Below are 23,062 nucleotides of genomic sequence, written 5' to 3'. Positions count from 1 at the left end.
TTCTCATAAAGCCTGGTCAGGGCCGCTGGTCGTCGCCGCCGCAGCCGCAGGACCGCCGGACGACCAGCCGGGACGGGAACTTGCGGACCCGCTCGGTGTCGCTGCCGGGCACCATCAGCGAGTCGTCGAGGACCAGGTCGACGGCGGCCCGGGCCATCGCGTCCCGGTCGGAGGCGACGGTGGTCAGCGGCGGGGAGGCGAAGGCGGCCTCCGGGATGTCGTCGAAGCCGACCACCGCGAGGTCCTCGGGGACCCGCAGGCCGAGTTCCTGGGCGGCCCGGAGCACGCCGATCGCCTGGTCGTCGGTGGAGCAGAAGACGGCGGGCGGCCGCCGGTCGGAGCCGAGCAGCTCCAGCGCGACCTGGTAGGCGCCGTAGCGGTGGAACGGGGCGTCCACCAGGTGCGGTTCGGTGGGCAGGCCGTGCGCGGCCATCGCCAGCTCCCAGCCGGCCACGTGGTCGATCACCGGGTCGCCGGGCGCGGGGGACTCGACCGGGCCGCCGAAGCAGGCCACGTACGGGTGCCCGTGCACCTCCAGCAGGTGGCGGACGATCAGCTCGGAGCCGCCGATGTCGTCGGTGACCACGGCGACGTCGTCGATCGCCTCGGGGCGGCGGTGCAGCAGCACCACCTTGGCGCCCTCCATGGCGGCGAACTCCTCGGCGGCGCGCTGGGAGGGGCCCTGGCTGACCAGGATCAGGCCGGAGACCCGCATGCCGAGGAAGGCGCGGACGTAGTGCACCTCGCGGTCGTCCACGTAGTCGGAGTTGCCGATCAGCACCAGCTTGCCGCGCTCGGAGGCGGCGCGTTCCACGGCGTGCGCCATCTCGGCGAAGAACGGCTGCCGGGCGTCGGGGACGACCATGCCGATCAGGTTGGTGCGCCGCGAGGCCATCGCCTGGGCGACCGAGTTCGGGCGGTACCCGAGCTGCTCGATCGCGGCGAGCACCTTCTCCCTGGTGGCCGGGGCGACCGGCCGGGGACCGTTGTTGATCACATAGCTGACGACCGCCGTCGAGGTGCCAGCCAGTCGGGCTACGTCGTCGCGCGTCACCTTGGCCACGGGGGGAGTCTACGCGGGTGGTTCGGCGCTCCGGCCCGGGGTGACACCTGGTGGGACGGCGCTTTCGGGACCGAACCGGGCAAAGCCGGACGAGTGTCCCCGCGGGGCCGGGCGAGTGCCTGTCGAGGTGCGGCCCGCCCGGCCCGCCGTCAGTGCTCCAGGTGCGCGCCGGCCCGGTTCGGCTCGGTCCGCTCGGCGCCCTTGTCGGTCCGCTCGGGCACCACGAAGCGGTACCCGACGTTGCGCACGGTGCCGATCAACTGTTCGTTCTCGACGCCGAGTTTGGCCCGCAGCCGGCGGACGTGCACGTCGACGGTGCGGGTGCCGCCGAAGTAGTCGTAGCCCCACACCTCCTGGAGCAGCTGGGCCCGGGTGAAGACCCGGCCGGGGTGCTGGGCCAGGTACTTGAGCAGCTCGAACTCCTTGAAGGTGAGGTCGAGGACGCGGCCCTTGAGCTTGGCGGAGTAGGTGGCCTCGTCGACCGAGAGGTCGCCGTTGCGGATCTCCATCGGGCTGTCGTCGGCGGTCGCGTTCAGCCGGCCGAGGGCGAGCCGCAGCCGGGCCTCGACCTCGGCCGGGCCCGCGGTGTCGAGCAGCACGTCGTCGACGCCCCAGTCGGCGGTGACGGCGGCCAGGCCGCCCTCGGTGACCACCAGGATCAGCGGGCTGCCGATGCCGGTGGAGCGGAGCAGCTGGCACAGGCTGCGGATCTGCGGCAGGTCGCGCCGGCCGTCGACCAGGATCACGTCGGCGCTCGGGGTGTCGACCAGGGCGGACCCCTCGGCGGGGGCCACCCGGACGCTGTGCAGCAGGAGCCCGAGGGCGGGCAGCACCTCGGCGGAGGGTTGCAGGGCGTTGGTCAGCAGGAGCAGTGAACTCATACCCGGTTAGTCCCCTTTCCGGGTCGTCGCGGTCGCGGACGCCGGGGGAAAGCGGCGGCCGCGGTACAGGGTGGGGGGAGCGCCGACCGGGCCGGCGGGGGCGTCGACGGGCGCGGCGGCGGTGGCTCGCCCGGGGTCCCGCAACCCCTGGCGTCCCGCTGGTGCCCCGTCCATCGGCGTACCCTCCGGTTCTGGCCCGCCGGGCGCGCACCTCGTCGTGCGGCCGGCGGAGGCGTTCCGGCGGGCGGCACGGGTGGTGCGCCGTTCGCAAGAACGTCCGTATAGGCGTCCTGAAAGCACAAAAGGACCCGGGGGCGACTCTGCCCGGATCCCTCATCGGGATCGAGAATAGCCGACCTCCGGCGGCCTGGGGAGAGGCGCGAGCGGGGCGCACGCCGCCGGGCGGGTGCTCCGGGGGCCCGCCGCCGGGGCCGGCGGGGGCGGGTGCTTGCCTCCGGGCGGGGGGTGCGGGCGATGATGGGGGCCGCACCGGCCGCACCGTACGTGTACCCCGATCCACGGGTGGGCCGGCCGGCACCGGGCCGGCCGCCGTACCGGGCGAGGACCGTCGAGAGGGGTTGCCGTGACCGCGACCACCGGATCCCGCACCACCGCCGTGTCACCCGCGGGGGTGAGCGGCACCGTCCGCTACTGGGCCGCCGCCAAGTCCGCGGCCGGCCGGGCCGAGGAGGACTTCGAGGCCGGCACGCTGGCCGGGGCGCTGGCCGCGGTGCGCGCCGCGCACGCCGACCGGCCGGAGCTGCTGCGGCTGCTCGGGGTGTGCTCCTTCCTGCTGGACGGCGAGCAGACCGGCGGCCTGGACCACGCCGCGGTGCCGCTGTCCGAGGGCTGGACGGTCGAGGTGCTGCCGCCGTTCGCCGGAGGCTGAGCACCGGTTTCCCGGCCGCGGTTCCGGAACCCGGGCGCGCGTGCGATCGTCGCTATGTCCGTAGCCCCGGTCCGGTTCGTCTCCGAACCTGACCGGGGGCGACCGTCACAGGGGGAGCGCGATGCACGGTTCGGTGAAGCTGCTGATCGGCCTGGGAGTGGTGGGCGGCCTGCTGGTCGGCGCCGACCGGGTCGCCGTCGGCGTCGCGGAGGACCAGGCGGCGGACGCGGCCGTCTCCTCGGGGTGGCTGACCAGCCGGCCGGACGTCGAGATCGACGACTTCCCGTTCCTGACCAGCGCGCTGGCCGGCGAGCTGGACAAGGTCACCCTGAGCTCGGACGGGATGACCGTGACCGACGGGAAGGAGACCGTGACGGTGCACTCCTTCAGGGCGAACCTGTCCGACGTGACGTTCACCGACTCCTACCGCGGCGTCACGGTCGGCCGCGGCGACGGCCACGGGGTGGTCGCCTACCAGGACCTGTCGAAGTTCGTCATGGGCGGCCGGTTCACCCTCCAGTACGCGGGCCCCGGCAAGGTGAAGGTCGCCACCCCGGTCGGCGCGGTCGAGGGCAGGCTGCGCAGCGAGGGCGACCAGGTGGTGGTGGACGGCTTCCAGGTCACCGGTGCCGCCGCCTCGTTCGGCGGCCTGGCGGGCGACCTGCTGAAGCCCCAGCGGTTCGCCCTGACCGGTCTGCCGGCCGGGCTCTCGCTGGCCGAGGCGACCCCCGAGCCGGACGGGGTGCGGCTGGGCTTCACCCTCGCGCCGGGCACCACGCTGGGCCACTGACCCGCCGCACCGGCGTCCGCTGGGCGAGACGCGCTGTCCAGTCCCGCCGTCGGAACGTCCCGGAACGCCCGATCGCCCGGTCCCCGCACGGGGTCCGGACGGGGCGACCGGCGAGCGAAAACCGGTAAATCCCACGATTCGGATGTTCGGGTCTCACCATTCGACACAATGATGACAGCGCCCCCACCGGTTCCCTAGCATCGTCGTCATGAAGCGACAGGCGGACCTCACGAAGCGGCGGGCGGTAGACCACTGCCGCGTGTCGAGCTGCCTGTGTCGAATGCGCTGACCGGCTGTCGCGCCCGGTAGTCCCCGGCCCGTCCGCCCCGCCACTCCGACGCCGCTTGACCGGTAGCCACGGGCACCGGTGCGTCCGGAGCGACGAACACACCCCCTGATCGACCCCGGTCGAAGCCGCACCCGCGCCCGTCCCACCATGCGGACAGGTGTGCGGACGCGCACGGTCCGGACCCCTTCCCGAAGCCCTTCCGCCAACCGCCCCCGGATGGAGAACACCACATGAGCCGCAGCGACGTCCTGGTCGACGCCGACTGGGTCCAGGCCCACCTGGACGACCCGAAGGTCGTCATCGTCGAGGTCGACGAAGACACCGCCGCCTACGACAAGAACCACATCCGCAACGCGGTCCGGATCGACTGGAAGAAGGACCTGCAGGACCCCGTCCGCCGCGACTTCATCGACCAGGCCGGCTTCGAGGCGCTGCTGTCGGCCAAGGGCATCGCGAACGACGACACCGTGGTGCTCTACGGCGGCAACAACAACTGGTTCGCGTCCTACGCCTACTGGTACTTCAAGCTGTACGGCCACGGCGACGTCCGCCTGCTGGACGGCGGCCGCAAGAAGTGGGAGCTCGACTCCCGCGAGCTGGTCGTCGAGCAGCCCGAGCGGGCCGCCACCCAGTACACCGCGCAGCCGGCCGACTCCTCGATCCGCGCCTTCCGCGACGACGTGGTCAACGCGATCGGCACCCTGAACCTGGTCGACGTGCGCTCGCCCGACGAGTTCTCCGGCAAGCTGCTCGCCCCGGCCCACCTCCCGCAGGAGCAGTCGCAGCGCCCGGGCCACGTCCCGTCCGCCAAGAACATCCCGTGGGCGAAGAACGCCAACGACGACGGCACCTTCAAGAGCGACGACGAGCTCAAGGCGCTGTACGAGGCCGAGGGCGTCGACCTGGCGACCGACACCATCGCGTACTGCCGGATCGGCGAGCGCTCCGCGCTCACCTGGTTCGTGCTGCACGAGCTGCTCGGCCAGGAGAACGTCAAGAACTACGACGGTTCGTGGACCGAGTACGGCAGCCTGGTGGGCGTGCCGATCGAACTCGGCAACTGAGCCCCGGCTCGCGCGACAGCAAGGAAGAGGGAGACAGACATGTGCGGTGCGAAGGCCGGCGGCCCGGACCTGGCAGGAGTTGACGTGGCCAACGAGACGATCATCCAGGGTTCGGTGACCCGCAACGACGAGCCGGTCAACGGCTACGTGCGGCTCCTGGACGAGAACGGCGAGTTCACGGCCGAGGTCCCGACCTCGGCGACCGGGCAGTTCCGGTTCTTCGCCCGCCCGGGCAAGTGGACGCTGCGGGCCCTGGTGCCCGGCGCCACCGTGGACCGCCAGGTGGTCGCCACCCAGGGCGAGTTCACCGAGGTCGCGATCGCGGTCTGACGACCGCGCGGCAGCGTGACGAGGGGCCCCGACCGCACTTCGACGGTCGGGGCCCCTCGGCCTACCCTGGAGGGGTGCAGGCACACCGACGGCACGTGCGCTACTTCGTGATGATGGGCGTCTGCCTGGCGCTGTTCGTCCTGGCCTGGGGCGTGGTGCGGTTCTGGTCGGTCGGCGCCGCGATCGGCATGTGCGCGGTCGCGATGGTGATCCCGCCGGTGGCCGCCGTCCTGGCCAACCGGCGCGACCGGGACGACGACTGGTGGGACGACCCGCGCTGGGACGACCCGCACTGGGAGCGGCGCGGCCACGACCGGGACGCGCCGGACCGCGAGCCCCCCGGCGACGACCCCCGGCGTCAGTAGACGAGCGCCCTGGCGTCGTCCGCCATCACCTCGGAGAGGAACACCTGCGCGCCGGCGATCCGCACGCCCTCGATCACGTCGGCCTGCGCGATGTCCCGGCGCGCCGCGCACTGGGTGCACAGCGTGACGGCGCCGGCCGCCAGGACCGCCGCCAGCAGGTCCGGCAGCGGCGCGGAGTGCGGCAGCTCGAACTCGGCGGCCCGCCCCGGCAGCGCGAACCAGGCGGACTCCCCGGTCAGCCAGAGCGAGACCGGCACGCCGCTGGCGACGGCGACCGAGGCGACCGTGAAGGCCTGCGAGCAGCGTTCCGGCGCGTCCGCCCCGGCGGTGACCTTGATGACCAGCTTCTTCGACATGCCCCAGAGACTACGGGCGCGGGGGCCGCCGGATAGACTCGCGCCGTACCACAGCCCGTCGAACCCGCCCCTGGAGCGCACCGTGTCCGGTCTTGAGATCTTCTTCGACAGCCTGCTGGCTCTGATGGCCGTGCTGATCACCTGGTTCGCCATCTTCTCCGTCATGAAGCTCTACCAGGGCCAGCGCTGACGACTGCCGTACGGTTGACCCGGTAACCGTCCGACGACACCAGCCAGGACCATGATCGAGATTCCTTCCGACCTCCACCGCGACGTCGTCCCGCTCGCCTTCCTCCTCGGCACCTGGGAGGGCGCGGGCGTCCACGACTTCCCGGGCAGCGAGAAGTGCAACTTCGGCCAGGAGGTCGTCTTCCGGCACGACGGCCGTCCCTTCCTCGAGTTCCGCTCCCGCAGCTGGGTGCTGGACGAGCAGGGCGAGAAGGTCCGCCCGCTGGAGACCGAGCACGCCTTCTGGCGGGTCACCAGCAACCAGCACGGCACCAGCGGCGAGCGCGAGATCGAGGTCTCCTCGGTCCGCGACGACGGCACCGTGGAGATCTGGTACGGCAAGCTGCACGACGGCAAGCCGCAGATCGACCTGGCCACCGACGCGGTCGCCCGGATCGAGGGCGCGGCCCCCTACAGCGGCGGCAAGCGGCTGTACGGCCTGGTCAAGGACGAGCTGCTGTGGGTCGGCGAGAAGGCCGCCCCCGAGGTGCCGCTGCGGCCGTACATGTCGGCGCAGCTGAAGAAGGTGCTCAACCCGGCGCAGCTGATCAACGACATCAACGACCTGCCGGACGACGGCATCGCGTTCTTCCGCTGATCCGACCGCCTCGCGCGGAGTAGTAGGGGCCGACCACCCGGTCGGTCCCTACACTTGTCGGCACGACCTCTCACCGGGCAGGGACACACGTGGCGAACAGCGAGACCACCGACTGGAAGGCCGACCTGCGCGAGCGCGGCTACCGGCTGACCCCGCAGCGCCAGCTGGTGCTGGAGGCCGTCGACGTGCTCGACCACGCGACCCCGGACGAGATCCTCTGCCAGGTCCGCAGGACCGCCAGCGGCGTCAACATTTCCACCGTCTACCGGACGCTGGAGCTGCTGGAGGAGCTCGGCCTGGTCTCGCACGCGCACCTCGGCCACGGCGCCCCCACCTACCACCTGGCGGGGCGGCACACCCACCTGCACCTGGTCTGCCGGGACTGCGACAAGGTCACCGAGACCGACACCGCGATCGCCGCCCCGCTGATCGAGAGCCTGCGCGCCCAGCACGGCTTCGACACCGACCTCAAGCACTTCGCCATCTTCGGCCGCTGCGCCGACTGCACCGCGAAGCTGGCCGACGGGCGGTCGTAAGCTGGCGGGTATGAAGAGCCCGCTGCTTGCGCTGCCCGGTGCCGTTGCCGCCGAAGGTCCCGACGAGGGGGTCGCCGCCCACTACGGCGACCTGTTCCGCGAGCAGCGCGCGCTGGCCGCCGGGCGCGGCTTCACCGACCTCTCGCACCGGGGCGTGGTCACCGTGACCGGCCCCGACCGGCTGAGCTGGCTGCACCTGCTGCTCACCCAGCACGTCAGCGAACTGCCGCCGCAGCGGGCCACCGAGGCGCTGGTGCTCTCCCCGAACGGGCACGTGGAGCACGCGCTCTACCTGGTCGACGACGGCGGGACGACCTGGATCCACGTCGAGCCCGGCGCCGCCCCCGCGCTGGTGGCGTACCTGGAGTCGATGAAGTTCTGGAACCGGGTCGAGGTCGCCGACGCCACCGAGCGGTACGCGGTGGTGTTCCTCCCGGCCGGCTCCACCGCCCCGGCCGAGAAGGCCGCCGCGGTGCGCGAACTCCCGTGGGGCCGCGACCTGTTCCTGCCGCGCGCCGAACTCGCCTCCGCCGCCGAGGAGTTCGGCCCGGCCGCCGGGATCTGGGCGTACGAGGCGCTGCGGGTCGAGGGGCACCGGCCGCGGCTCGGCTTCGAGACCGACCACCGCACCATCCCGCACGAGGTGGACTGGCTGGACAGCGCCGTCCACCTGCAGAAGGGCTGCTACCGCGGCCAGGAGACGGTCGCCCGGGTGCACAACCTGGGCCGGCCCCCGCGCCGGCTGGTCTTCCTGCACCTGGACGGCACCGAGGAGAAGCTGCCCGCGCACGGCACCGAGGTCCGGGTCGAGGGCCAGGAGCGCCCGGTCGGCTTCGTCACCTCCTCGGCCCGGCACCACGAGCTCGGCCCGATCGCGCTGGCCCTGGTCAAGCGCAACACCCCGGTGGACGCGGTGCTGCTGGCCGACGGCGTCCCGGGCACCCAGGACGTCATCGTTCCGGCCTGAGGCCCGCCCGGGGCCCGCAGGAGGGTCAGACCTCCAGCAGGACGGTGAACGGCCCGTCGTTCACCAGCGACACCTTCATGTCGGCGCCGAACCGGCCGGTCGCCACCTCGGCGCCCAGCGCCCGCAGCTCGGCCACCACCGCGTCCACCAGCGGCTCGGCGACCGGGCCGGGCGCGGCGGCGTTCCAGGTGGGGCGGCGGCCCTTGCGGGCGTCGCCGTAGAGGGTGAACTGGCTGATCACCAGCAGCGGGGCGCCGAGCTCCGAGCAGGACCGCTCGGGGCTGCCCGGGAACAGCCGCAGCGTCCAGAGCTTGCGGGCCAGCTGGGCGGCCTGCGCCGGGGTGTCCTGGTGGGTGACGCCGACCAGGACGCACAGGCCCGGGCCCTCGATCGCGCCGACCGTCTCGCCGTCCACCGTCACGGCCGCCCCGGCGACCCGCTGCACCACTGCTCGCATGCCGCCCATTGTGCCGGGGCGGGCCCGCGGGGGGCGCGCGGCCCCGGGTCGCACGCCGGGGTCGCACGTGCCGCGCCCCGATTCGTGCAGGTGAGCCCGTGGCGCGGATTCTTCGTACTAGCCAGGGGTGTTCGCCAGGGGGCCGTTCGGGTACTCGGGCGTGCGGCGCCGGGGCCCGGAGTGGCACGCTGTCCGACGGCCCGGGGTCGCCCGGCCCCGCGGGGGCGTCCACCGTCCCGGCGAACCGCGTCACCCGCACGAGTGGCGGCGCCCGCCGGGGGGAACCCTGGACGGCGGGCGGCCCGTGCTACCGACGGGCACTGGTACTACGGCAGGTGGTCGGATTGATGGACGTGAGCGCGGTCGACGGGTTGGCCGGCCTGGCCCTGGAGGAACTGCGGGTGCTCCGCCGGGACGCACTGGAACAGGAGGCCGACCTGTCCTACCTGCGCCGCCTGCTGCACGGCCGGATGGACATCCTGCGGGCCGAGCTGCAGCGCCGGGAGGTCCCGCTGACCGGTGCCGGCGAGGCCCGGTGCGCGCTGCTGGAGCGGCTCCCGGCGATCCTCGCCGACGCCCCCTCGGCCAACCGCCGCCCGGCCCGGCACCTCACCCTCGGCCCGCCGCGCGGCGAGCGCTACCGGCTGGCGGCGGACGCCCTGATGGGCGACGTCCAGCTGGCCGACCTGGCCGCGCACGCCACCGCCGACCTGCTGGCCGCGATCGAGCGCCTGGACGAGCACCAGCGCGAGGTCTCCGGCCGCCGCCAGGTCCTGCAGCGCACCGCCGACGACTGCGGGGCGGAGATCACCCGCAGGTACCGTGAGGGGGAGGCCAGGGTCGACGACCTGCTCAGCGAGCGCTGAGCGGGCGTGCGGCCGGGGCCCACCCACCCTCACCGCACGTCAGCACTGGAGACCCACCCGTGTCGCAGTCCGCCCTGCCCGCCCTCGCCGAGGTCATACGCTCCGGCTTCACCGAGGGCCGCCACCGCGGTTCGCTGGTCCTGCTCGACGCCGACGGCGCCGTCGAGCACGCGCTCGGCGCCCCCGAGCTGCCGGTCTACCCGCGCTCCACCGCCAAGCCCTTCCAGGCCGTCGCCACCCTCCGGGCCGGCCTCGACCTGCGCGGCGAACAGCTCGCGCTGGCCGCCTCCAGCCACTCGGCGGAGCCGTTCCACCGCGCGGCCGTGCGCAGGCTGCTCGCCGACGCCGGCCTCACCGAGGCCGCCCTGCGGCTGCCCGCCGACCTCCCGCTGGACGAGGTCGAGGCCGAGGAGCTGCTGCGCTCCGGCGGGGAGCGCGCCCCGATCCTGATGGACTGCTCCGGCAAGCACGCCGCCTGGCTGGCCGCCAGCGCCGCCAACGGCTGGGACCTGGAGCGGTACCTCGACCCGGGGCACCCGGTCCAGCTGCTGGCCCGCGCCGCCCTGGAGGAGGCCACCGGCGAGCCGGTCGCCCACCCGGGCACCGACGGCTGCGGCGCCCCGCTGTACGCCGTCTCGCTCACCGGCCTGGCCCGCGCCTACCGCGGCCTGCTGCTGGCCGCCCCCGGCACCGAGCAGCGCCGGGTCGCCGACGCGATGCGCGCCCACCCCGAGTACGTGGCCGGCACCCGCCGGGCCGACACCTGGCTGATGCGGGCGGTGCCCGGCGCGCTGTCCAAGATGGGCGCCGAGGCCGTCCAGGTGGTGGCGCTGCCCGACGGCCGGGCCCTCGCCTTCAAGGTCGAGGACGGCGCGGAGCGCGCCCGCGGCCCGGTGCTCGCCGCCGCGCTGCGCCGCCTGGGCGTCCAGGACCCGGTGCTGGAGCGGATCGCCGCCGCCCCGCTGCACGGCGGCGGCCAGGTGGTCGGCGAGGTCCGCGCGGCGTTCTGACCGGCAGCCCTGACGGCGGACGCCGGGATGCCCGGGGCGGCACTTCGGTGCACCGTGGACGGCGGGGGAGCCACCCGTCGCCGCTACAGGGAGAGACCGCCATGACCGACCACACCTACCGGGTCACCGAGATCGTCGGGTCCTCGCACGAGGGCGTGGACGCCGCGATCCGCAACGGCGTCGCCCGGGCCGACCGGACGCTGCGCAACCTGGACTGGTTCGAGGTGGTGCAGATCCGCGGCCAGCTCAAGGACGGCGAGGTCGAGCACTTCCAGGTCGGCCTCAAGGTCGGTTTCCGGCTCGACGACAACGACGGCGCCTGAGACGCCCGCCGGGCGGGAACGCGCGAGGGGCGGGAGTCCGGACCGGACTCCCGCCCCTCGCGCGCGGCGCGGGCCACCCCCCGGGGGGGTGTCACGGCTCAGTGGCCGCCCTGCTCCTGCAGGCGCTTGATCGAGGCGGTGATCTCCGCCTCGGCCTCGACCCGGCCGACCCAGTCGGCGCCCTGGACGGACTTGCCGGGCTCCAGGTCCTTGTAGACCTCGAAGAAGTGCTGGATCTCCAGGCGGTCGAACTCCGACACGTCCTGCAGGTCCTGCAGGTGGGCCCAGCGCGGGTCGGTCGCCGGGACGCACAGCAGCTTGTCGTCGCCGCCGGCCTCGTCGGTCATGTGGAACATGCCGATGGCGCGGCACTTGATCAGGCAGCCGGGGAAGGTCGGCTCCTCCAGGATGACCAGTGCGTCCAGCGGGTCGCCGTCGTCAGCGAGGGTGCCCTCGACGTAGCCGTAGTCAGCCGGGTAGCGGGTCGAGGTGAAGAGCATGCGGTCCAGGCGGAGCCGACCGGTCTCGTGGTCGACCTCGTACTTGTTGCGCGAGCCCTTCGGGATCTCGATCAGGACGTCGAACTCCAACGGTTCCTCCAAGGATTGGGACTGACAGAATCAAGTGTCTCCTACGGCGGGGAGTGCTCGGGAAAGGGGCCGGTCGGTGAGATCAGGGACAGCAGCGGGACGAGGGCGCAGAGCCGCCCTCGCCACCGCCCTCGGAGTGGTGCTGGCGGCCGGGACGCTCGCCGCGGACCCGGCGCTCGCCGAGCCCTCGTCGAGCGCCGGCCACGGCCGGACCACCGACGACGGCCGCCGCACCGGCACCCCCACCGGCGGCCACGGCACCGACCGGCAGGGCGGCGGCCACGGCGGCGGGAACGGCGGGCAGGACGGCGGGCACCGCGCCGACCGGCACCGGGCGGTGCCGGTCAGGGGCCCGGTGCTGGCCGAGGGCGACGCCGCCGACAGCAAGGCGCCGACCGGCGGCGGCCTGCGCACCGCGCTCGGCGGCACCGTCCAGGAGAAGGCGCTCGGCACCCTGAACTTCGCCGTCGCGGACGCCGCCACCGGCGAGTTCCTGTTCGGTGCGAACGAGAACGCCCCGGCCACCCCCGCCTCCACCACCAAGCTCGCCACCGCCGTCGCCGCGCTCGCCCTGCTGCCCGCCGGGCACCGGATCGCCACCACCGTGGTGAGCGGCGCCCCCGGCGAGATCACCCTGGTCGGCGGCGGCGACCCGACGCTGACCGGACTGCCCGCCGACCAGGTCCGGATCGGCGGCGCCCCCGTCGACCAGGACAGCGCCCCCGCCTCGATGGCCGACCTGGCCCACCGCACCGCCACCGCGCTGAAGGCGGCCGGCGTCACCGAGGTGAAGCTCTCGTACGACGCCGCGCTGTACACCGGCCCGCTGCTGCACCGGGACCACGACGCCACCAACATCGCCGCCGTCACCCCGCTGATGGTCGACGAGGGCCGGATCGACCCGCGCTCGCCCGACGAGGCCCCCGCCCGCGTCTTCGACCCGGCCGGGCAGGCCGCCGAGTCCTTCGCCGGCTTCCTCAGGGCCGAGGGCGTCACCGTCCGGGCGAAGCCCGTCGCCGCCCCCGCCCCCGCCGGGGCCGCCGAACTGGCCCGGGTGGAGTCCCCGGTGATCGGCCGGCTGGTCGAACGGATGCTCACCACCTCGGACAACACGCTGGCCGAGGCGGTCGCCCGGCAGGCCGCGATCGCCGCCGGGCAGCCCGCCAGCTTCGACGGCGGCGTGAAGGCGGTGACCGACGAGCTGACCGCGCTCGGCGTGCCGACCGCCGGGGTGGTGCTGGGCGACGGCAGCGGCCTGGCCAAGGCCAACCTGATCCCGCCGCTCACCCTGGTGAAGCTGCTCGCCGCCGCGGCGTCCCCCGCCCACCCGGAACTGCGCCCGGTCCTCACCGGCCTCCCGGTCGCCGGGTTCTCCGGCACCCTGCTGAACCGATTCGGCGCCAAGTCCGGCGCCGGCGAGGCGGCCGGCATCGTCCGCGCCAAGACCGGCACCCTCCAGGGCGTCAACACCCTCGCGGGCACCGTGGTCGACGCCGACGGCCGGGTGCTGGCCTTCGCCCTGATGACCCGCACCGACGCCGACCCCTTCACCGCCCGCGCCGCCGTCGACCGCGTCGTCGCCAAGCTCGCCGCCTGCGGCTGCTGAGCCCTCCCGCCGGGGGTTGCGCCGCCGCCGGGCGGGCAGACGGCCTCCCGGGCCCGGGGGCCCGGCCCGGTCAGTCGCGTCCCTCCCCCGGGCGGGGACGAGCACGTACGGTGAGGGCATGACGAGCGCGAGCGGCGGTGCGGAGATGGTCGACTGGGATCTCGCGGTGGCGACCGCGACGCGGCTCGCCCGGCCGGGGCCGCGCGTCGGCCGGGACGAGGCGCGGGCCGCCGTCGCGGAGCTGCGCCGGCACGCCGAGGAGGCGGAGCGGCACGTGCGGGAGTACACCCGGATGGGGTCGACGGCGGTGGCGGGCACGCCGGTGCTGGTGGTGGACCGGCCCGGGTGGGTGCGGGCCAACGTGGCGGGGTTCCGGACGGTGGTGCGCCCGTTGACCGAGAAGCTGGCGGCCCGCCGGGCGGACGGCGGCCGGGGGGCGTCGGTGGCGGCCTCGGCCGGGTCGCGGGCCACCGGCGTGGAGGTCGGCGTGGTGCTGGCCTTCCTGTCGGGGAAGGTGCTCGGCCAGTACGAGACCTTCGCCCCGGCGGAGCTGCCGACCGCCCCGGACAGCCCGGAGGGCCTGTTCGACCAGCCCCGGCGGGGCCTCGCGGCGCCGCCCGGGCGGCTGCTGCTGGTGGCGCCGAACATCGTCCAGGTGGAGCGCGAACTCGACGTCTCCCCGCACGACTTCCGGCTCTGGGTGTGCCTGCACGAGGAGACCCACCGGACCCAGTTCACCGCGGTGCCGTGGCTGCGCGACCACATCCAGTCCGAGGTGCAGGACTTCCTGGCCAGCACCGACGTCGACCCGGGGGCGTTCCTGGAGCGGCTGCGCGAGGCGTTCGGCGGCGTCGTCCCGGGCCTCGCGGGCGGCCGCCGCCGGGAGGGCCGGGAGGGTTCGCTCAGCGTGACCGACCTGGTGCAGACGCCCGAGCAGCGGGAGATCCTGGCCCGGCTGACGGCGGTGATGTCGCTGCTGGAGGGCCACGCGGACGTGGTGATGGACGGGGTGGGCCCGGCGGTGGTGCCCTCGGTGGCGGAGATCCGGGAGAAGTTCCAGCGCCGCCGCGACCGCGGCAGCGGCCGGCTCGACCTGGCGCTGCGCCGGCTGCTCGGGATGGACGCCAAGCTGCGGCAGTACCAGGACGGCGCGGTGTTCGTCCGGGGCGTGGTGGAGCGGGTCGGGATGGACGGCTTCAACCGGGTCTGGACCTCGCCGAACACGCTGCCGACCAAGGAGGAGGTCCACGACCCGGCGTCCTGGGTCTCCCGGGTGATCGGCTGAGCGGACCGGCCGGTCCCGACGGCCGGTCCCGACCCGGTGCGTCAGCCGGTCGAGTCGTACACCTGGCGGCAGCCGTAACGTTTCTCCATTCACCCGTACGTGGGACGGTGGATCCGCCGTTGGCGCGGGTGGCGTGGGCGGTGGCCGGATTCTGCGACCATCTGTGAGCGCCTGGTGACCGAGAGCTGTCAGGCGGCCGACGTACCCCCCTCCGCCAAGGAGTGCCAACCATGGGCCCACACCCCGCTGTCGCGGCGATACGCCTCGCCGTCCGCCGTACCCTCGCCGAGCTCGCCGCGGAGGCGGGCGTCGCCCCCGGCGGGCAGGTCCGCCCGCGCCCGCCCGCCCCGGTGCCGGTGCCCGTGCTGGCCGGCACCGCGACGGTGCCCGGCACGCTGATCGGCAACGCCCGCCGGCACCCGTCCGGCCTGCCCCGCACGCCCGCCGCGCCCGGCTCCCCGCTGGTGCTGGTGGCGGTCTCCGGCGGCGCCGACTCGATGGCGCTGGCCACCGCGACCGCCTTCGAGGCCCCCAAGCTCGGCCTGCGGGTCGGCGCGGTGACCGTCGACCACGGCCTGCAGGACGGTTCGGCCGAGCGCGCCGAGCAGGTCGCCGGCCGACTGCGCGAGCTCGGCCTGGACCCGGTGGAGGCGGTCGCCGTCCGGGTGGGCCGCGAGGGCGGCCCGGAGAGCGCCGCCCGGGACGCCCGCTACGCCGCCCTGGACCTGGCCGCCGAGCGCCACGGCGCGCTGGCCGTGCTGCTCGGCCACACCCGCGACGACCAGGCGGAGACCGTGCTGCTGGGCCTGGCCCGCGGCTCCGGCGCCCGCTCGCTGGCCGGGATGCCCGCCCAGAAGGGCCGCTACCGCCGCCCGCTGCTGGAGCTCGACCGGGCCGCCACCCGGCAGGCCTGCAGCGCGCAGTCCATCCCGGTCTGGGACGACCCGCACAACGCGGACCCGGCCTACACCCGTTCCCGGGTCCGGCACGAGGTGCTGCCGGTGCTGGAGAAGCACCTGGGCGGCGGCGTGGTCGAGGCGCTGGCCCGCACCGCCCGGCTGTTCCGCGACGACGCCGACGCCCTCGACCAGTGGGCCGCCCTGGCCGAGCGCGACCTCCGCGCCCCGGACGGCGCCCTGGACGTCGGCAAGCTCGCCGAACTGCCCCCCGCGGTCCGCCGCCGGGTGCTGCGCCGGGCGGCGCTGCGCGCGGGCTGTCCGGCCGGGGACCTGTTCGCCCGGCACCTGGAAACCGTGGACCTGCTGGTCACCGGCTGGCGCGGCCAGGGCCCGCTGCACCTACCCGGGGGCGTCGAAGCCGTGCGCCGGTGTGGCACGCTGGTGTTTCGGCGGCAGGGCGACTGAGCACGAACCAGTCGTACTACCGCCGCCGAACCCAGACCCCGAACGTTTGAGGACGTATCCCCGGTGGACCAGAACGACATGGGCGCAGACCTCGCGAAGGTGCTCATCAGCAAGGACGAGATCGACGCCAAGCTGGTGGAGCTGGCCGCGCGGATCGACCAGGACTACGCGGGCAAGGACCTCCTGCTGGTCGGCGTCCTCAAGGGCGCCGTGATGGTGATGGCGGACCTGGCCCGGGCCCTGCACAGCCAGGTGACCATGGACTGGATGGCGGTCTCCTCGTACGGGATGGGCACCAAGTCCTCCGGCGTGGTGCGGATCCTCAAGGACCTGGACACCGACATCGCCGGCAAGGACGTGCTGATCGTCGAGGACATCATCGACTCCGGCCTGACGCTGTCCTGGCTGCTCGGCAACCTCGGTTCGCGCGGCCCGGCCTCGCTGAAGGTGTGCACCCTGCTGCGCAAGCCGGACGCCGCCAAGGTGGAGATCGACGTCGAGTACGTCGGCTTCGACATCCCCAACGAGTTCGTGGTGGGCTACGGCCTGGACTACGCCGAGAAGCTCCGCAACCTGCCCTTCATCGGCACGCTGGCCCCGCACGTCTACGGCGGCTGAACCGTTCGGGCGACGGGCGGGAACAGGGCCCTGTTCCCACCCGTTGTGCGGGGGTAGGAAAATAGTCCGCACCGTGGTGCGATCCCGCCGGTAGCGGGGGTCCCTGCGGTACGGTCCCATCAAACGCTCGTCTTACGAGTACACACCGGCGGCGCCGAGGCCCCACAGCCGAGCAGCGCCCGTTGAACTGGCAGGAGGGACGGGGCGGCGACGCCCCGCATGGATGGACGTCAAGCGATACTTCCGTGCGCCGATCATGTGGGTCGTGCTGGCCGCCCTCGCCGTGTTCGCGTTGATGGAGCTCGTCTCGGATTCGAGCGGCTACAAGACTGCGGACACCGGGCAGATCGTCAGCGCTATCGACAGCAACCAGGTGAAGTCGGCGCAGCTCACCACCGGTGACTCGAACCTCATCAAGATCCAGCTCCAGGACGGCCAGAAGCTGAAGGCGGGCTCGAACGGCAAGTCGCCGTCCGGCACCCGCTTCCAGGCCTCCTACACCGGCGACCAGCAGGCCGCCGACCTGGCGAAGAAGCTCCAGGACAAGTACGCGGCCGGCCAGATCGCCGACGGCTACACCGTCAGCCCGGAGAAGCAGTCGACCATCGTCAGCCTGCTCTTCTCGATGCTGCCGATCGTCATCATCGTGCTGGTCTTCCTGTTCCTGATGAACCAGATGCAGGGCGGCGGCTCCCGGGTCATGCAGTTCGGCAAGTCCAAGGCCAAGCTGCTGACCAAGGACACCCCGAAGACCACCTTCGCGGACGTCGCGGGCGCCGACGAGGCGGTCGAGGAGCTCCACGAGATCAAGGAGTTCCTGCAGGAGCCCGCCAAGTTCCAGGCGGTCGGCGCCAAGATCCCCAAGGGCGTGCTGCTGTACGGCCCGCCCGGCACCGGCAAGACCCTGCTGGCCCGCGCCGTCGCGGGCGAGGCCGGCGTGCCGTTCTACTCGATCTCCGGCTCCGACTTCGTCGAGATGTTCGTCGGTGTCGGCGCCAGCCGCGTCCGCGACCTGTTCGAGCAGGCCAAGGCGAACGCCCCGGCGATCATCTTCGTCGACGAGATCGACGCCGTCGGCCGGCACCGCGGCGCGGGCCTCGGCGGCGGCCACGACGAGCGCGAGCAGACCCTCAACCAGCTGCTGGTCGAGATGGACGGCTTCGACGTCAAGGGCGGCGTCATCCTGATCGCCGCCACCAACCGCCCCGACATCCTGGACCCGGCGCTGCTGCGCCCCGGCCGCTTCGACCGGCAGATCGCGGTCGACCGCCCGGACCTCCAGGGCCGGCTGGACATCCTCAAGGTGCACCAGAAGGGCAAGCCGATCGCGCCGGACGTCGACCTCTCGGCCGTCGCCAAGCGCACCCCCGGCTTCACCGGCGCCGACCTGTCGAACGTGCTGAACGAGGCGGCGCTGCTCACCGCGCGCTCCGAGAAGAAGCTGATCGACAACCAGGTGCTGGACGAGGCGATCGACCGCGTCGTGGCCGGTCCGCAGAAGCGCTCGCGGATCATGTCCGAGAAGGAGAAGAAGATCACCGCGTACCACGAGGGCGGCCACGCCCTGGTCGCGGCGGCCTGCAACTACTCCGACCCGGTGCACAAGATCACCATCCTGTCCCGCGGCCGCGCCCTGGGCTACACGATGGTGCTGCCGGACGAGGACAAGTACTCGACCACCCGCAACGAGATGCTCGACCAGCTGTCGTACATGCTGGGCGGCCGGGCGGCGGAGGAGCTGGTCTTCCACGACCCGACCACCGGCGCCTCGAACGACATTGAGAAGGCCACCGCCACCGCGCGGGCCATGGTCACCCAGTACGGCATGAGCGAGCGCCTGGGCGCGATCAAGTTCGGCACCTCCGACTCCGAGCCGTTCCTCGGCCGCGAGATGGGCCACCAGCGCGACTACTCGGAAGAGGTCGCCGGGCTGGTGGACGAGGAGGTCAAGAAGCTGATCGAGACGGCGCACAACGACGCCTGGGAGATCCTGGTCGAGAACCGGGACGTGCTCGACAACCTGGTCCTCGAACTGCTGGAGAAGGAGACGCTGAACAAGGAGCAGATCGCCGAGATCTTCACTCCGGTGATCAAGCGTCCCCCGCGTCCGGCGTGGACCGGGTCGGCCCGCCGCACCCCGTCCACCCGGCCGCCGGTGCAGTCGCCGAAGGAGCTGGCGCTGACCAACGGCGCCGCCGCCGCGGCGGTGGACCCGGTCGACGTCGTGAAGCTCCCGCCGGTCGACGGCGGGCAGGTCGAGAGCTGAGCGACCGAACGAACGTTCGGAATGGATGCCGCGTCCCCGGGGTTTGTACCCTGGAGGCGCGGCATCCGTGCTGCGTCGACCCTCTTGACCGAGATTTTCCCGACTGACGAGCAGCGAGGCACGCATGATCGATCCGGTGACGCTCGACGGTGAGCACCCCGTCCGCGAGTTCGACCAGAAGCGGGCCGAGAACGCCGTCCGCGAGCTGCTGTTCGCGGTCGGGGAGGACCCGGACCGCGAGGGCCTGCTGGAGACGCCGGCCCGGGTCGCCCGCGCCTACCGGGAGATATTCGCCGGCCTGTGGCAGCGGCCGGAGGACGTGCTGACCACCACCTTCGACCTCGGCCACGACGAGATGGTGCTGGTCAAGGACATCGAGGTGTTCTCCACCTGCGAGCACCACCTGGTGCCGTTCCGCGGCGTCGCGCACGTCGGCTACATCCCGTCCGCCAGCGGCAAGATCACCGGTCTGTCCAAGCTGGCCCGGCTGGTCGACGTGTACGCCCGCCGGCCGCAGGTGCAGGAGCGGCTGACCAGCCAGGTCGCGGACGCGCTGATGCGGATCCTGGAGCCGCGCGGCGCGATCGTGGTGATCGAGTGCGAGCACATGTGCATGTCGATGCGCGGCATCCGCAAGCCCGGCTCGAAGACCCTCACCTCCGCCGTCCGCGGCCAGCTGCGCGACCCGGCGACCCGGAACGAGGCGATGAGCCTCATCATCGGCCGCTGATCCGGTGTCACGAGGGGGCGCCACCCGCGCGGGTGGCGCCCCCTCGGCGCGTGCTCAGGAGCGGGGCTCGCGGTCCGGCGGGGGCGTCAGGTGGTCGCTGAGCCACTCCAGGGTGGCGGGCAGCTCGCGGCGCCAGGTCTCGAAGGAGTGGCCGCCGTCGGGCAGGAAGATCGAGTCGACGGTCAGCTCGGGGTGGGCGGCGGCGACCTGCTGGGCGTCGGCCAGCAGGCGCTGGGTGGCGGGGAAGTCGTCCTCGGCCCGGGTCGAGACCAGCAGCAGGTTGGCCCGCGGCGCCGGCAGGTTCTTCAGCCGCCAGTCCAGGTCGGACCGTCGGGCCGCGTCCTGGTCGCCGCGGAACAGGTCGCCGTCCGTCCAGCGGTCGTTCGGCACCGTGTAGTCGGCGTGCATCCCGGCCGCGTTCCGGTAGGTGTCCGAGTGCCGCATCGCCAGCCGCAGCGCGCAGGACCCGCCGGTGGAGTAGCCGAACACCCCCCAGGAGTCGGCCGACCGGCTGACCCGGTACGCGGAGCGCAGCGCCGCCGGGACGTCCTCGGCGAACCAGGTCTCCGCCCGCGGGCCGCCGGGCACGTCCACGCACTCGGTGTTGCGCGGCGGGGCGACGGTCGGGCGGGCCATCACCAGCACGGTCGGCGCGATCCGCCCGGCGGCCCCCAGCTCGGCGGCGGTGCGCGGCAGCCGCAGGCCCTCGACCAGGTGCAGCGACGGGCCCGGGTAGCCGGCCAGGGCGAGCAGCACCGGGAAGCGCTCGCGGGCGTAGCGCGGGTTGAAGTACTCCGGCGGCAGGTAGACGAACAGCTGGTCGGACAGGCCCGAGGCGGTGCCGGTGACCCGGACCGAGTCGACCCGGCCGACCTCCTCCGGGGGGCCGGGCGGCAGCACGTCCCTGACGGTGCCGAGCCCGCCCTCCTCGGTCGGCACCACCAGCGCGCCGGTCTCCGGGGCCGCGCCGGGCGCCTTCGCGGCCGCCAGCGCCAGCGGGGCGCCGCCCGGACGCAGCAGGTCGTTCCAGGAGCTGTAGAAGCCGTACGCGTTGTTCACCGACAGCAGCAGCACGGCCAGCGCCGACAGTTGGGTGACGGCCAGCAGGCCGAGCCGGCCGAGCACCGGCAGCGGTCGCTGCCGGGCCAGCCGGGGCCACAGCCAGAGGGTGCCGAGCAGGGCGGCCGAGGCCACCGCGATCAGCGCGTGCACCAGTGTCCGGCTGGTCAGCTCCATGGCCCGGGCTCCTCCTCTGTTCCGGCCCGGCCATCGTCATCTGACGGCCCGTCGGGAGCGAGTCGGGGTAGTCTGACCGGGCGTCGGACGTCCGTGCGAACGCCTCGGCCCGTCGGGGGAACCGGGGTGGCGCAGGGCGGCGTCCACCGGGGGGACGAACGCGCCGAACCGCCAGGGGGCGGCCACGGGTGCGGGCACGGCCGGACGGCCGCGTCCCCCGGAGTGACGAGCGCAACCGTTCGAACCCGTCCGGGCCGACGGCCCGTGATCCGCCCGGTGGACCGCACTTGACGTGCGGATTGCCAGAAGAAGGAACAGTCATGAAGGTCCATCACCCCCCCGTTCCCGGAGTGCGCGCGCAGCGCCCGGGTGCCTCTAGGCTGAGTTCTCATGAGCGCTCCCGTGTCCGCTGAGACGACCCCCGACACCTCCCGGGTCCGGGGCCTGCGGGGTCTGCGTCACCAGGCCGCCGCGGTGCCGCGGCGCTGGCTGCCGAGCGCGGTCGGGTACGCCTGCCTGGCGATCGGCCTGGTCGACATCGCCTGCGCGGTCTTCCCCAAGCTGCGCCTCACCCGGATGCACAGCTGGGCCGGCCAGCTGCCCGGCGGCGCCACCTCGCTGGCCGCCGCCGGCACGCTGATGGTCGGCATGCTGCTGGTGCTGCTCGCGCACGCGCTGCGCCGCCGCAAGACCCGCGCCTGGCGGGCGGTGTGCGTGCTGCTGCCGGTCGGCGCGGCGCTGCACCTGCTGCGCTGGCACCAGTACGGGCAGGCCGCGGTCTCGCTCGGGCTGCTCGCCGTGATGCTGGTGCACCGGCGCGAGTTCTACGCCAAGGCCGACCCGCGGACCCGCTGGCGCGCGGTGCTCAACTTCGTCGTGCTCGGCGCGGTGTCGGTGCTGCTGGGCCTGCTGATCGTCTCGGTGCGCTGGAAGGCCGAGGTCGGCGACCCGTCGCTGTTCCAGCGGCTGGAGCACGTCGGCTACGGCCTGTTCGGCTTCGAGGGCCCGATCCACTACACCTCCGACCGGGTCGGCGACCTGGTCGGCTACTCGCTCGGCGCGCTCGGCCTGCTCACCGCGCTGACCACCGCGTACCTGGCGCTGCGCCCGGAGAAGCCGGAGCCCGAGCTCACCCCCGAGGACGAGCTGCGGGTGCGCGAGCTGCTGCACCGGCACGGCCGCCGCGACTCGCTCGGCTACTTCGCGCTGCGCCGCGACAAGAGCGTGCTGTTCTCGCCCACCGGGAAGGCGGCGATCTCCTACCGGGTGGTCTCCGGCGTGATGCTGGCCTCCGGCGACCCGGTCGGTGACGTGGAGGCCTGGCCCGGCGCGATCAAGGTCTTCATGGCGACCGCCCGCGAGCACGCCTGGGTGCCGGCCGTGATGGGCTGCTCCGAGGTCGGCGGCGAGGTGTGGACCCGGGAGGCCGGGCTGGACGCGCTCGAACTCGGCGACGAGGCGATCGTCGACACCGCGACCTTCTCGCTCGCCGGCCGGGCGATGCGCAACGTCCGGCAGATGGTCAAGCGGATCGAGCGCAACGGCTACTCCTGCCGGGTGCGCCGGGTCGGCGACCTCGGCCCGGAGGAGAAGCGGCAGATCGGCGACGCGGCGGCCCGCTGGCGCGGCACCGACACCGAGCGCGGCTTCTCGATGGCGCTCGGCCGGTTCGGCGACGCCGGGGACGACGACTGCGTGGTGGTCACCGCGCACAAGGCGCCCGAGGAGGGCGGGACGGGCGACGACCTCAAGGCGGTGCTGCACTTCGTCCCCTGGGGCGAGGACGGCATCTCGCTGGAGCTGATGCGCCGCGACCGGGAGGCCGACCCCGGCCTGAACGAGCTGCTGATCGTCGCCGCCCTGCAGCAGGTCGGGGCGATGGGCGTGCGGCGGGTCTCGCTGAACTTCGCGATGTTCCGCTCGGCGCTGGCCCGCGGCGAGCGGATCGGCGCCGGGCCGGTGCTGCGGGCCTGGCGCGGGCTGCTGGTGTTCCTGTCGCGCTGGTTCCAGATCGAGTCGCTGTACAAGTTCAACGCGAAGTTCCAGCCCGCCTGGGAGCCGCGCTTCCTGGTCTACCCGCACACCCGCGACCTGCCGCGGATCGGCTTCGCCGCGATGCAGGCCGAGGCGTTCATCACCCTGGGCATGCCGCGCTTCGGGCGCAAGCGGCAGCGGCAGGGCCTGATGCCGGAGCCGGCGGCGCGGCTCGGCGAGGCGGCGTAGCGGCCCGCGGCGGGGGGGGGGGGCGGCGGGGGGGCCCCCCCCCCCCCCCCCGGGGGGGGCGGGGGGGGGCCGGCGCCCCCCAAAGGGCCCCCCAAAAAAGAAAAACCCCCCCCCCCCCCCCCCCCCACCCCC

At 73.8% G+C, this 23,062-nt stretch carries 24 protein-coding genes; 18 read left to right on the top strand and 6 right to left on the bottom strand.

The window, feature by feature from the left end; all coding sequences use genetic code 11:
- Window positions 1-16: 16 nt before the first annotated feature.
- Both ACZ3J7_RS25890 and ACZ3J7_RS25885 read right to left on the bottom strand, forming a co-directional pair.
- Window positions 17-1,063, bottom strand: a complete 1,047-nt coding sequence (locus tag ACZ3J7_RS25890) for a LacI family DNA-binding transcriptional regulator (protein ID WP_465625195.1) — start codon at window positions 1,061-1,063, stop codon at window positions 17-19.
- A gap of 149 nt (window positions 1,064-1,212) precedes the next feature.
- The gene (locus ACZ3J7_RS25885) at window positions 1,213-1,944 is read right to left on the bottom strand and encodes a response regulator transcription factor (RefSeq protein ID WP_465625193.1); all 732 of its coding nucleotides are present in this window, start codon (window positions 1,942-1,944) and stop codon (window positions 1,213-1,215) included.
- 583 nt (window positions 1,945-2,527) lie between these two features.
- Between ACZ3J7_RS25885 and ACZ3J7_RS25880 the strand changes: the two genes are divergently transcribed.
- The 5 genes from ACZ3J7_RS25880 to ACZ3J7_RS25860 all read left to right on the top strand — a co-directional run bounded on the left by ACZ3J7_RS25880 (window position 2,528) and on the right by ACZ3J7_RS25860 (window position 5,671).
- Window positions 2,528-2,833 carry a MoaD/ThiS family protein gene (locus tag ACZ3J7_RS25880; RefSeq protein WP_465625191.1) on the top strand — a complete coding sequence of 102 codons (306 nt, stop codon included), beginning with the start codon at window positions 2,528-2,530 and terminating at the stop codon, window positions 2,831-2,833.
- Between the two features lie 121 nt (window positions 2,834-2,954).
- Window positions 2,955-3,623: an LmeA family phospholipid-binding protein gene (locus ACZ3J7_RS25875; RefSeq protein WP_465625189.1), complete on the top strand. Its 669-nt coding sequence runs from the start codon at window positions 2,955-2,957 to the stop codon at window positions 3,621-3,623.
- A 519-nt stretch (window positions 3,624-4,142) separates the two neighbouring features.
- The gene (locus tag ACZ3J7_RS25870; RefSeq protein ID WP_033217631.1) at window positions 4,143-4,976 is read left to right on the top strand and encodes a sulfurtransferase; all 834 of its coding nucleotides are present in this window, start codon (window positions 4,143-4,145) and stop codon (window positions 4,974-4,976) included.
- A gap of 39 nt (window positions 4,977-5,015) precedes the next feature.
- Window positions 5,016-5,306: a DUF1416 domain-containing protein gene (locus ACZ3J7_RS25865; RefSeq protein WP_014137449.1), complete on the top strand. Its 291-nt coding sequence runs from the start codon at window positions 5,016-5,018 to the stop codon at window positions 5,304-5,306.
- 74 nt (window positions 5,307-5,380) lie between these two features.
- Window positions 5,381-5,671, top strand: coding sequence for a DUF3099 domain-containing protein (locus tag ACZ3J7_RS25860; RefSeq protein WP_465625186.1), 291 nt, complete (start codon window positions 5,381-5,383; stop codon window positions 5,669-5,671).
- On the opposite strand, the gene ACZ3J7_RS25855 is transcribed toward ACZ3J7_RS25860, so the two are convergent.
- Window positions 5,665-6,027 (bottom strand): DsrE family protein, encoded by a 363-nt coding sequence (locus tag ACZ3J7_RS25855; protein WP_465625184.1) that lies wholly within the window; start codon window positions 6,025-6,027, stop codon window positions 5,665-5,667. The two genes, ACZ3J7_RS25860 and ACZ3J7_RS25855, sit on opposite strands and share 7 nt — an antisense overlap.
- A gap of 241 nt (window positions 6,028-6,268) precedes the next feature.
- Here ACZ3J7_RS25855 and ACZ3J7_RS25850 point away from each other — a divergent pair, with 241 nt between their 5' ends.
- The 3 genes from ACZ3J7_RS25850 to ygfZ all read left to right on the top strand — a co-directional run bounded on the left by ACZ3J7_RS25850 (window position 6,269) and on the right by ygfZ (window position 8,356).
- A complete protein-coding gene (locus tag ACZ3J7_RS25850) occupies window positions 6,269-6,853 on the top strand; it encodes a heme-binding beta-barrel domain-containing protein (RefSeq protein ID WP_030910119.1) in 585 nt (194 codons plus the stop codon).
- A gap of 89 nt (window positions 6,854-6,942) precedes the next feature.
- Window positions 6,943-7,389: a Fur family transcriptional regulator gene (locus tag ACZ3J7_RS25845; RefSeq protein WP_465625182.1), complete on the top strand. Its 447-nt coding sequence runs from the start codon at window positions 6,943-6,945 to the stop codon at window positions 7,387-7,389.
- Window positions 7,390-7,399: 10 nt separating this feature from the next.
- Entirely contained in the window at window positions 7,400-8,356 is a 957-nt protein-coding gene (ygfZ, locus tag ACZ3J7_RS25840; RefSeq protein ID WP_465625180.1) for a CAF17-like 4Fe-4S cluster assembly/insertion protein YgfZ, read from the top strand.
- Window positions 8,357-8,381: 25 nt separating this feature from the next.
- Here ygfZ and dtd read toward each other — a convergent pair whose 3' ends face one another.
- Complete coding sequence (dtd, locus tag ACZ3J7_RS25835) at window positions 8,382-8,813, bottom strand: D-aminoacyl-tRNA deacylase (RefSeq protein ID WP_465625178.1); 432 nt, start codon at window positions 8,811-8,813, stop codon at window positions 8,382-8,384.
- Between the two features lie 347 nt (window positions 8,814-9,160).
- Here dtd and ACZ3J7_RS25830 point away from each other — a divergent pair, with 347 nt between their 5' ends.
- The 3 genes from ACZ3J7_RS25830 to ACZ3J7_RS25820 all read left to right on the top strand — a co-directional run bounded on the left by ACZ3J7_RS25830 (window position 9,161) and on the right by ACZ3J7_RS25820 (window position 11,012).
- The gene (locus ACZ3J7_RS25830) at window positions 9,161-9,679 is read left to right on the top strand and encodes an RsiG family protein (protein WP_465625176.1); all 519 of its coding nucleotides are present in this window, start codon (window positions 9,161-9,163) and stop codon (window positions 9,677-9,679) included.
- A 59-nt stretch (window positions 9,680-9,738) separates the two neighbouring features.
- On the top strand, window positions 9,739-10,689 hold the full coding sequence (locus tag ACZ3J7_RS25825) for an asparaginase (RefSeq protein WP_465625174.1): 951 nt from the start codon (window positions 9,739-9,741) through the stop codon (window positions 10,687-10,689).
- Between the two features lie 101 nt (window positions 10,690-10,790).
- Window positions 10,791-11,012 (top strand): dodecin, encoded by a 222-nt coding sequence (locus ACZ3J7_RS25820; RefSeq protein WP_465625172.1) that lies wholly within the window; start codon window positions 10,791-10,793, stop codon window positions 11,010-11,012.
- Window positions 11,013-11,110: 98 nt separating this feature from the next.
- Here ACZ3J7_RS25820 and ACZ3J7_RS25815 read toward each other — a convergent pair whose 3' ends face one another.
- On the bottom strand, window positions 11,111-11,602 hold the full coding sequence (locus ACZ3J7_RS25815) for an inorganic diphosphatase (protein ID WP_465625170.1): 492 nt from the start codon (window positions 11,600-11,602) through the stop codon (window positions 11,111-11,113).
- 76 nt (window positions 11,603-11,678) lie between these two features.
- Here ACZ3J7_RS25815 and dacB point away from each other — a divergent pair, with 76 nt between their 5' ends.
- The 6 genes from dacB to folE all read left to right on the top strand — a co-directional run bounded on the left by dacB (window position 11,679) and on the right by folE (window position 19,471).
- The gene (gene dacB, locus ACZ3J7_RS25810) at window positions 11,679-13,208 is read left to right on the top strand and encodes a D-alanyl-D-alanine carboxypeptidase/D-alanyl-D-alanine endopeptidase (RefSeq protein WP_465625168.1); all 1,530 of its coding nucleotides are present in this window, start codon (window positions 11,679-11,681) and stop codon (window positions 13,206-13,208) included.
- A 118-nt stretch (window positions 13,209-13,326) separates the two neighbouring features.
- Entirely contained in the window at window positions 13,327-14,493 is a 1,167-nt protein-coding gene (locus tag ACZ3J7_RS25805) for a zinc-dependent metalloprotease (RefSeq protein WP_465625166.1), read from the top strand.
- A gap of 230 nt (window positions 14,494-14,723) precedes the next feature.
- A complete protein-coding gene (gene tilS, locus ACZ3J7_RS25800) occupies window positions 14,724-15,857 on the top strand; it encodes a tRNA lysidine(34) synthetase TilS (RefSeq protein WP_465625164.1) in 1,134 nt (377 codons plus the stop codon).
- A 78-nt stretch (window positions 15,858-15,935) separates the two neighbouring features.
- Window positions 15,936-16,475, top strand: a complete 540-nt coding sequence (gene hpt / locus ACZ3J7_RS25795; RefSeq protein WP_033217699.1) for a hypoxanthine phosphoribosyltransferase — start codon at window positions 15,936-15,938, stop codon at window positions 16,473-16,475.
- 223 nt (window positions 16,476-16,698) lie between these two features.
- Window positions 16,699-18,741, top strand: a complete 2,043-nt coding sequence (gene ftsH, locus ACZ3J7_RS25790) for an ATP-dependent zinc metalloprotease FtsH (protein WP_465625162.1) — start codon at window positions 16,699-16,701, stop codon at window positions 18,739-18,741.
- A 124-nt stretch (window positions 18,742-18,865) separates the two neighbouring features.
- Window positions 18,866-19,471, top strand: coding sequence for a GTP cyclohydrolase I FolE (gene folE, locus ACZ3J7_RS25785; RefSeq protein WP_465625160.1), 606 nt, complete (start codon window positions 18,866-18,868; stop codon window positions 19,469-19,471).
- 54 nt (window positions 19,472-19,525) lie between these two features.
- Here the strand turns inward: folE and ACZ3J7_RS25780 are convergent, their stop codons facing one another.
- Window positions 19,526-20,707, bottom strand: coding sequence for an alpha/beta hydrolase (locus ACZ3J7_RS25780; RefSeq protein WP_465625158.1), 1,182 nt, complete (start codon window positions 20,705-20,707; stop codon window positions 19,526-19,528).
- Window positions 20,708-21,097: 390 nt separating this feature from the next.
- Here ACZ3J7_RS25780 and ACZ3J7_RS25775 point away from each other — a divergent pair, with 390 nt between their 5' ends.
- Complete coding sequence (locus ACZ3J7_RS25775; RefSeq protein ID WP_465625156.1) at window positions 21,098-22,930, top strand: phosphatidylglycerol lysyltransferase domain-containing protein; 1,833 nt, start codon at window positions 21,098-21,100, stop codon at window positions 22,928-22,930.
- Window positions 22,931-23,062: the final 132 nt, after the last annotated feature.

The sequence above is a fragment of the Kitasatospora sp. NPDC015121 genome, from assembly GCF_055562955.1.
Note: the sequence above shows the minus strand (reverse complement) of the source record. Positions and strands in the feature narration are given on the sequence as shown.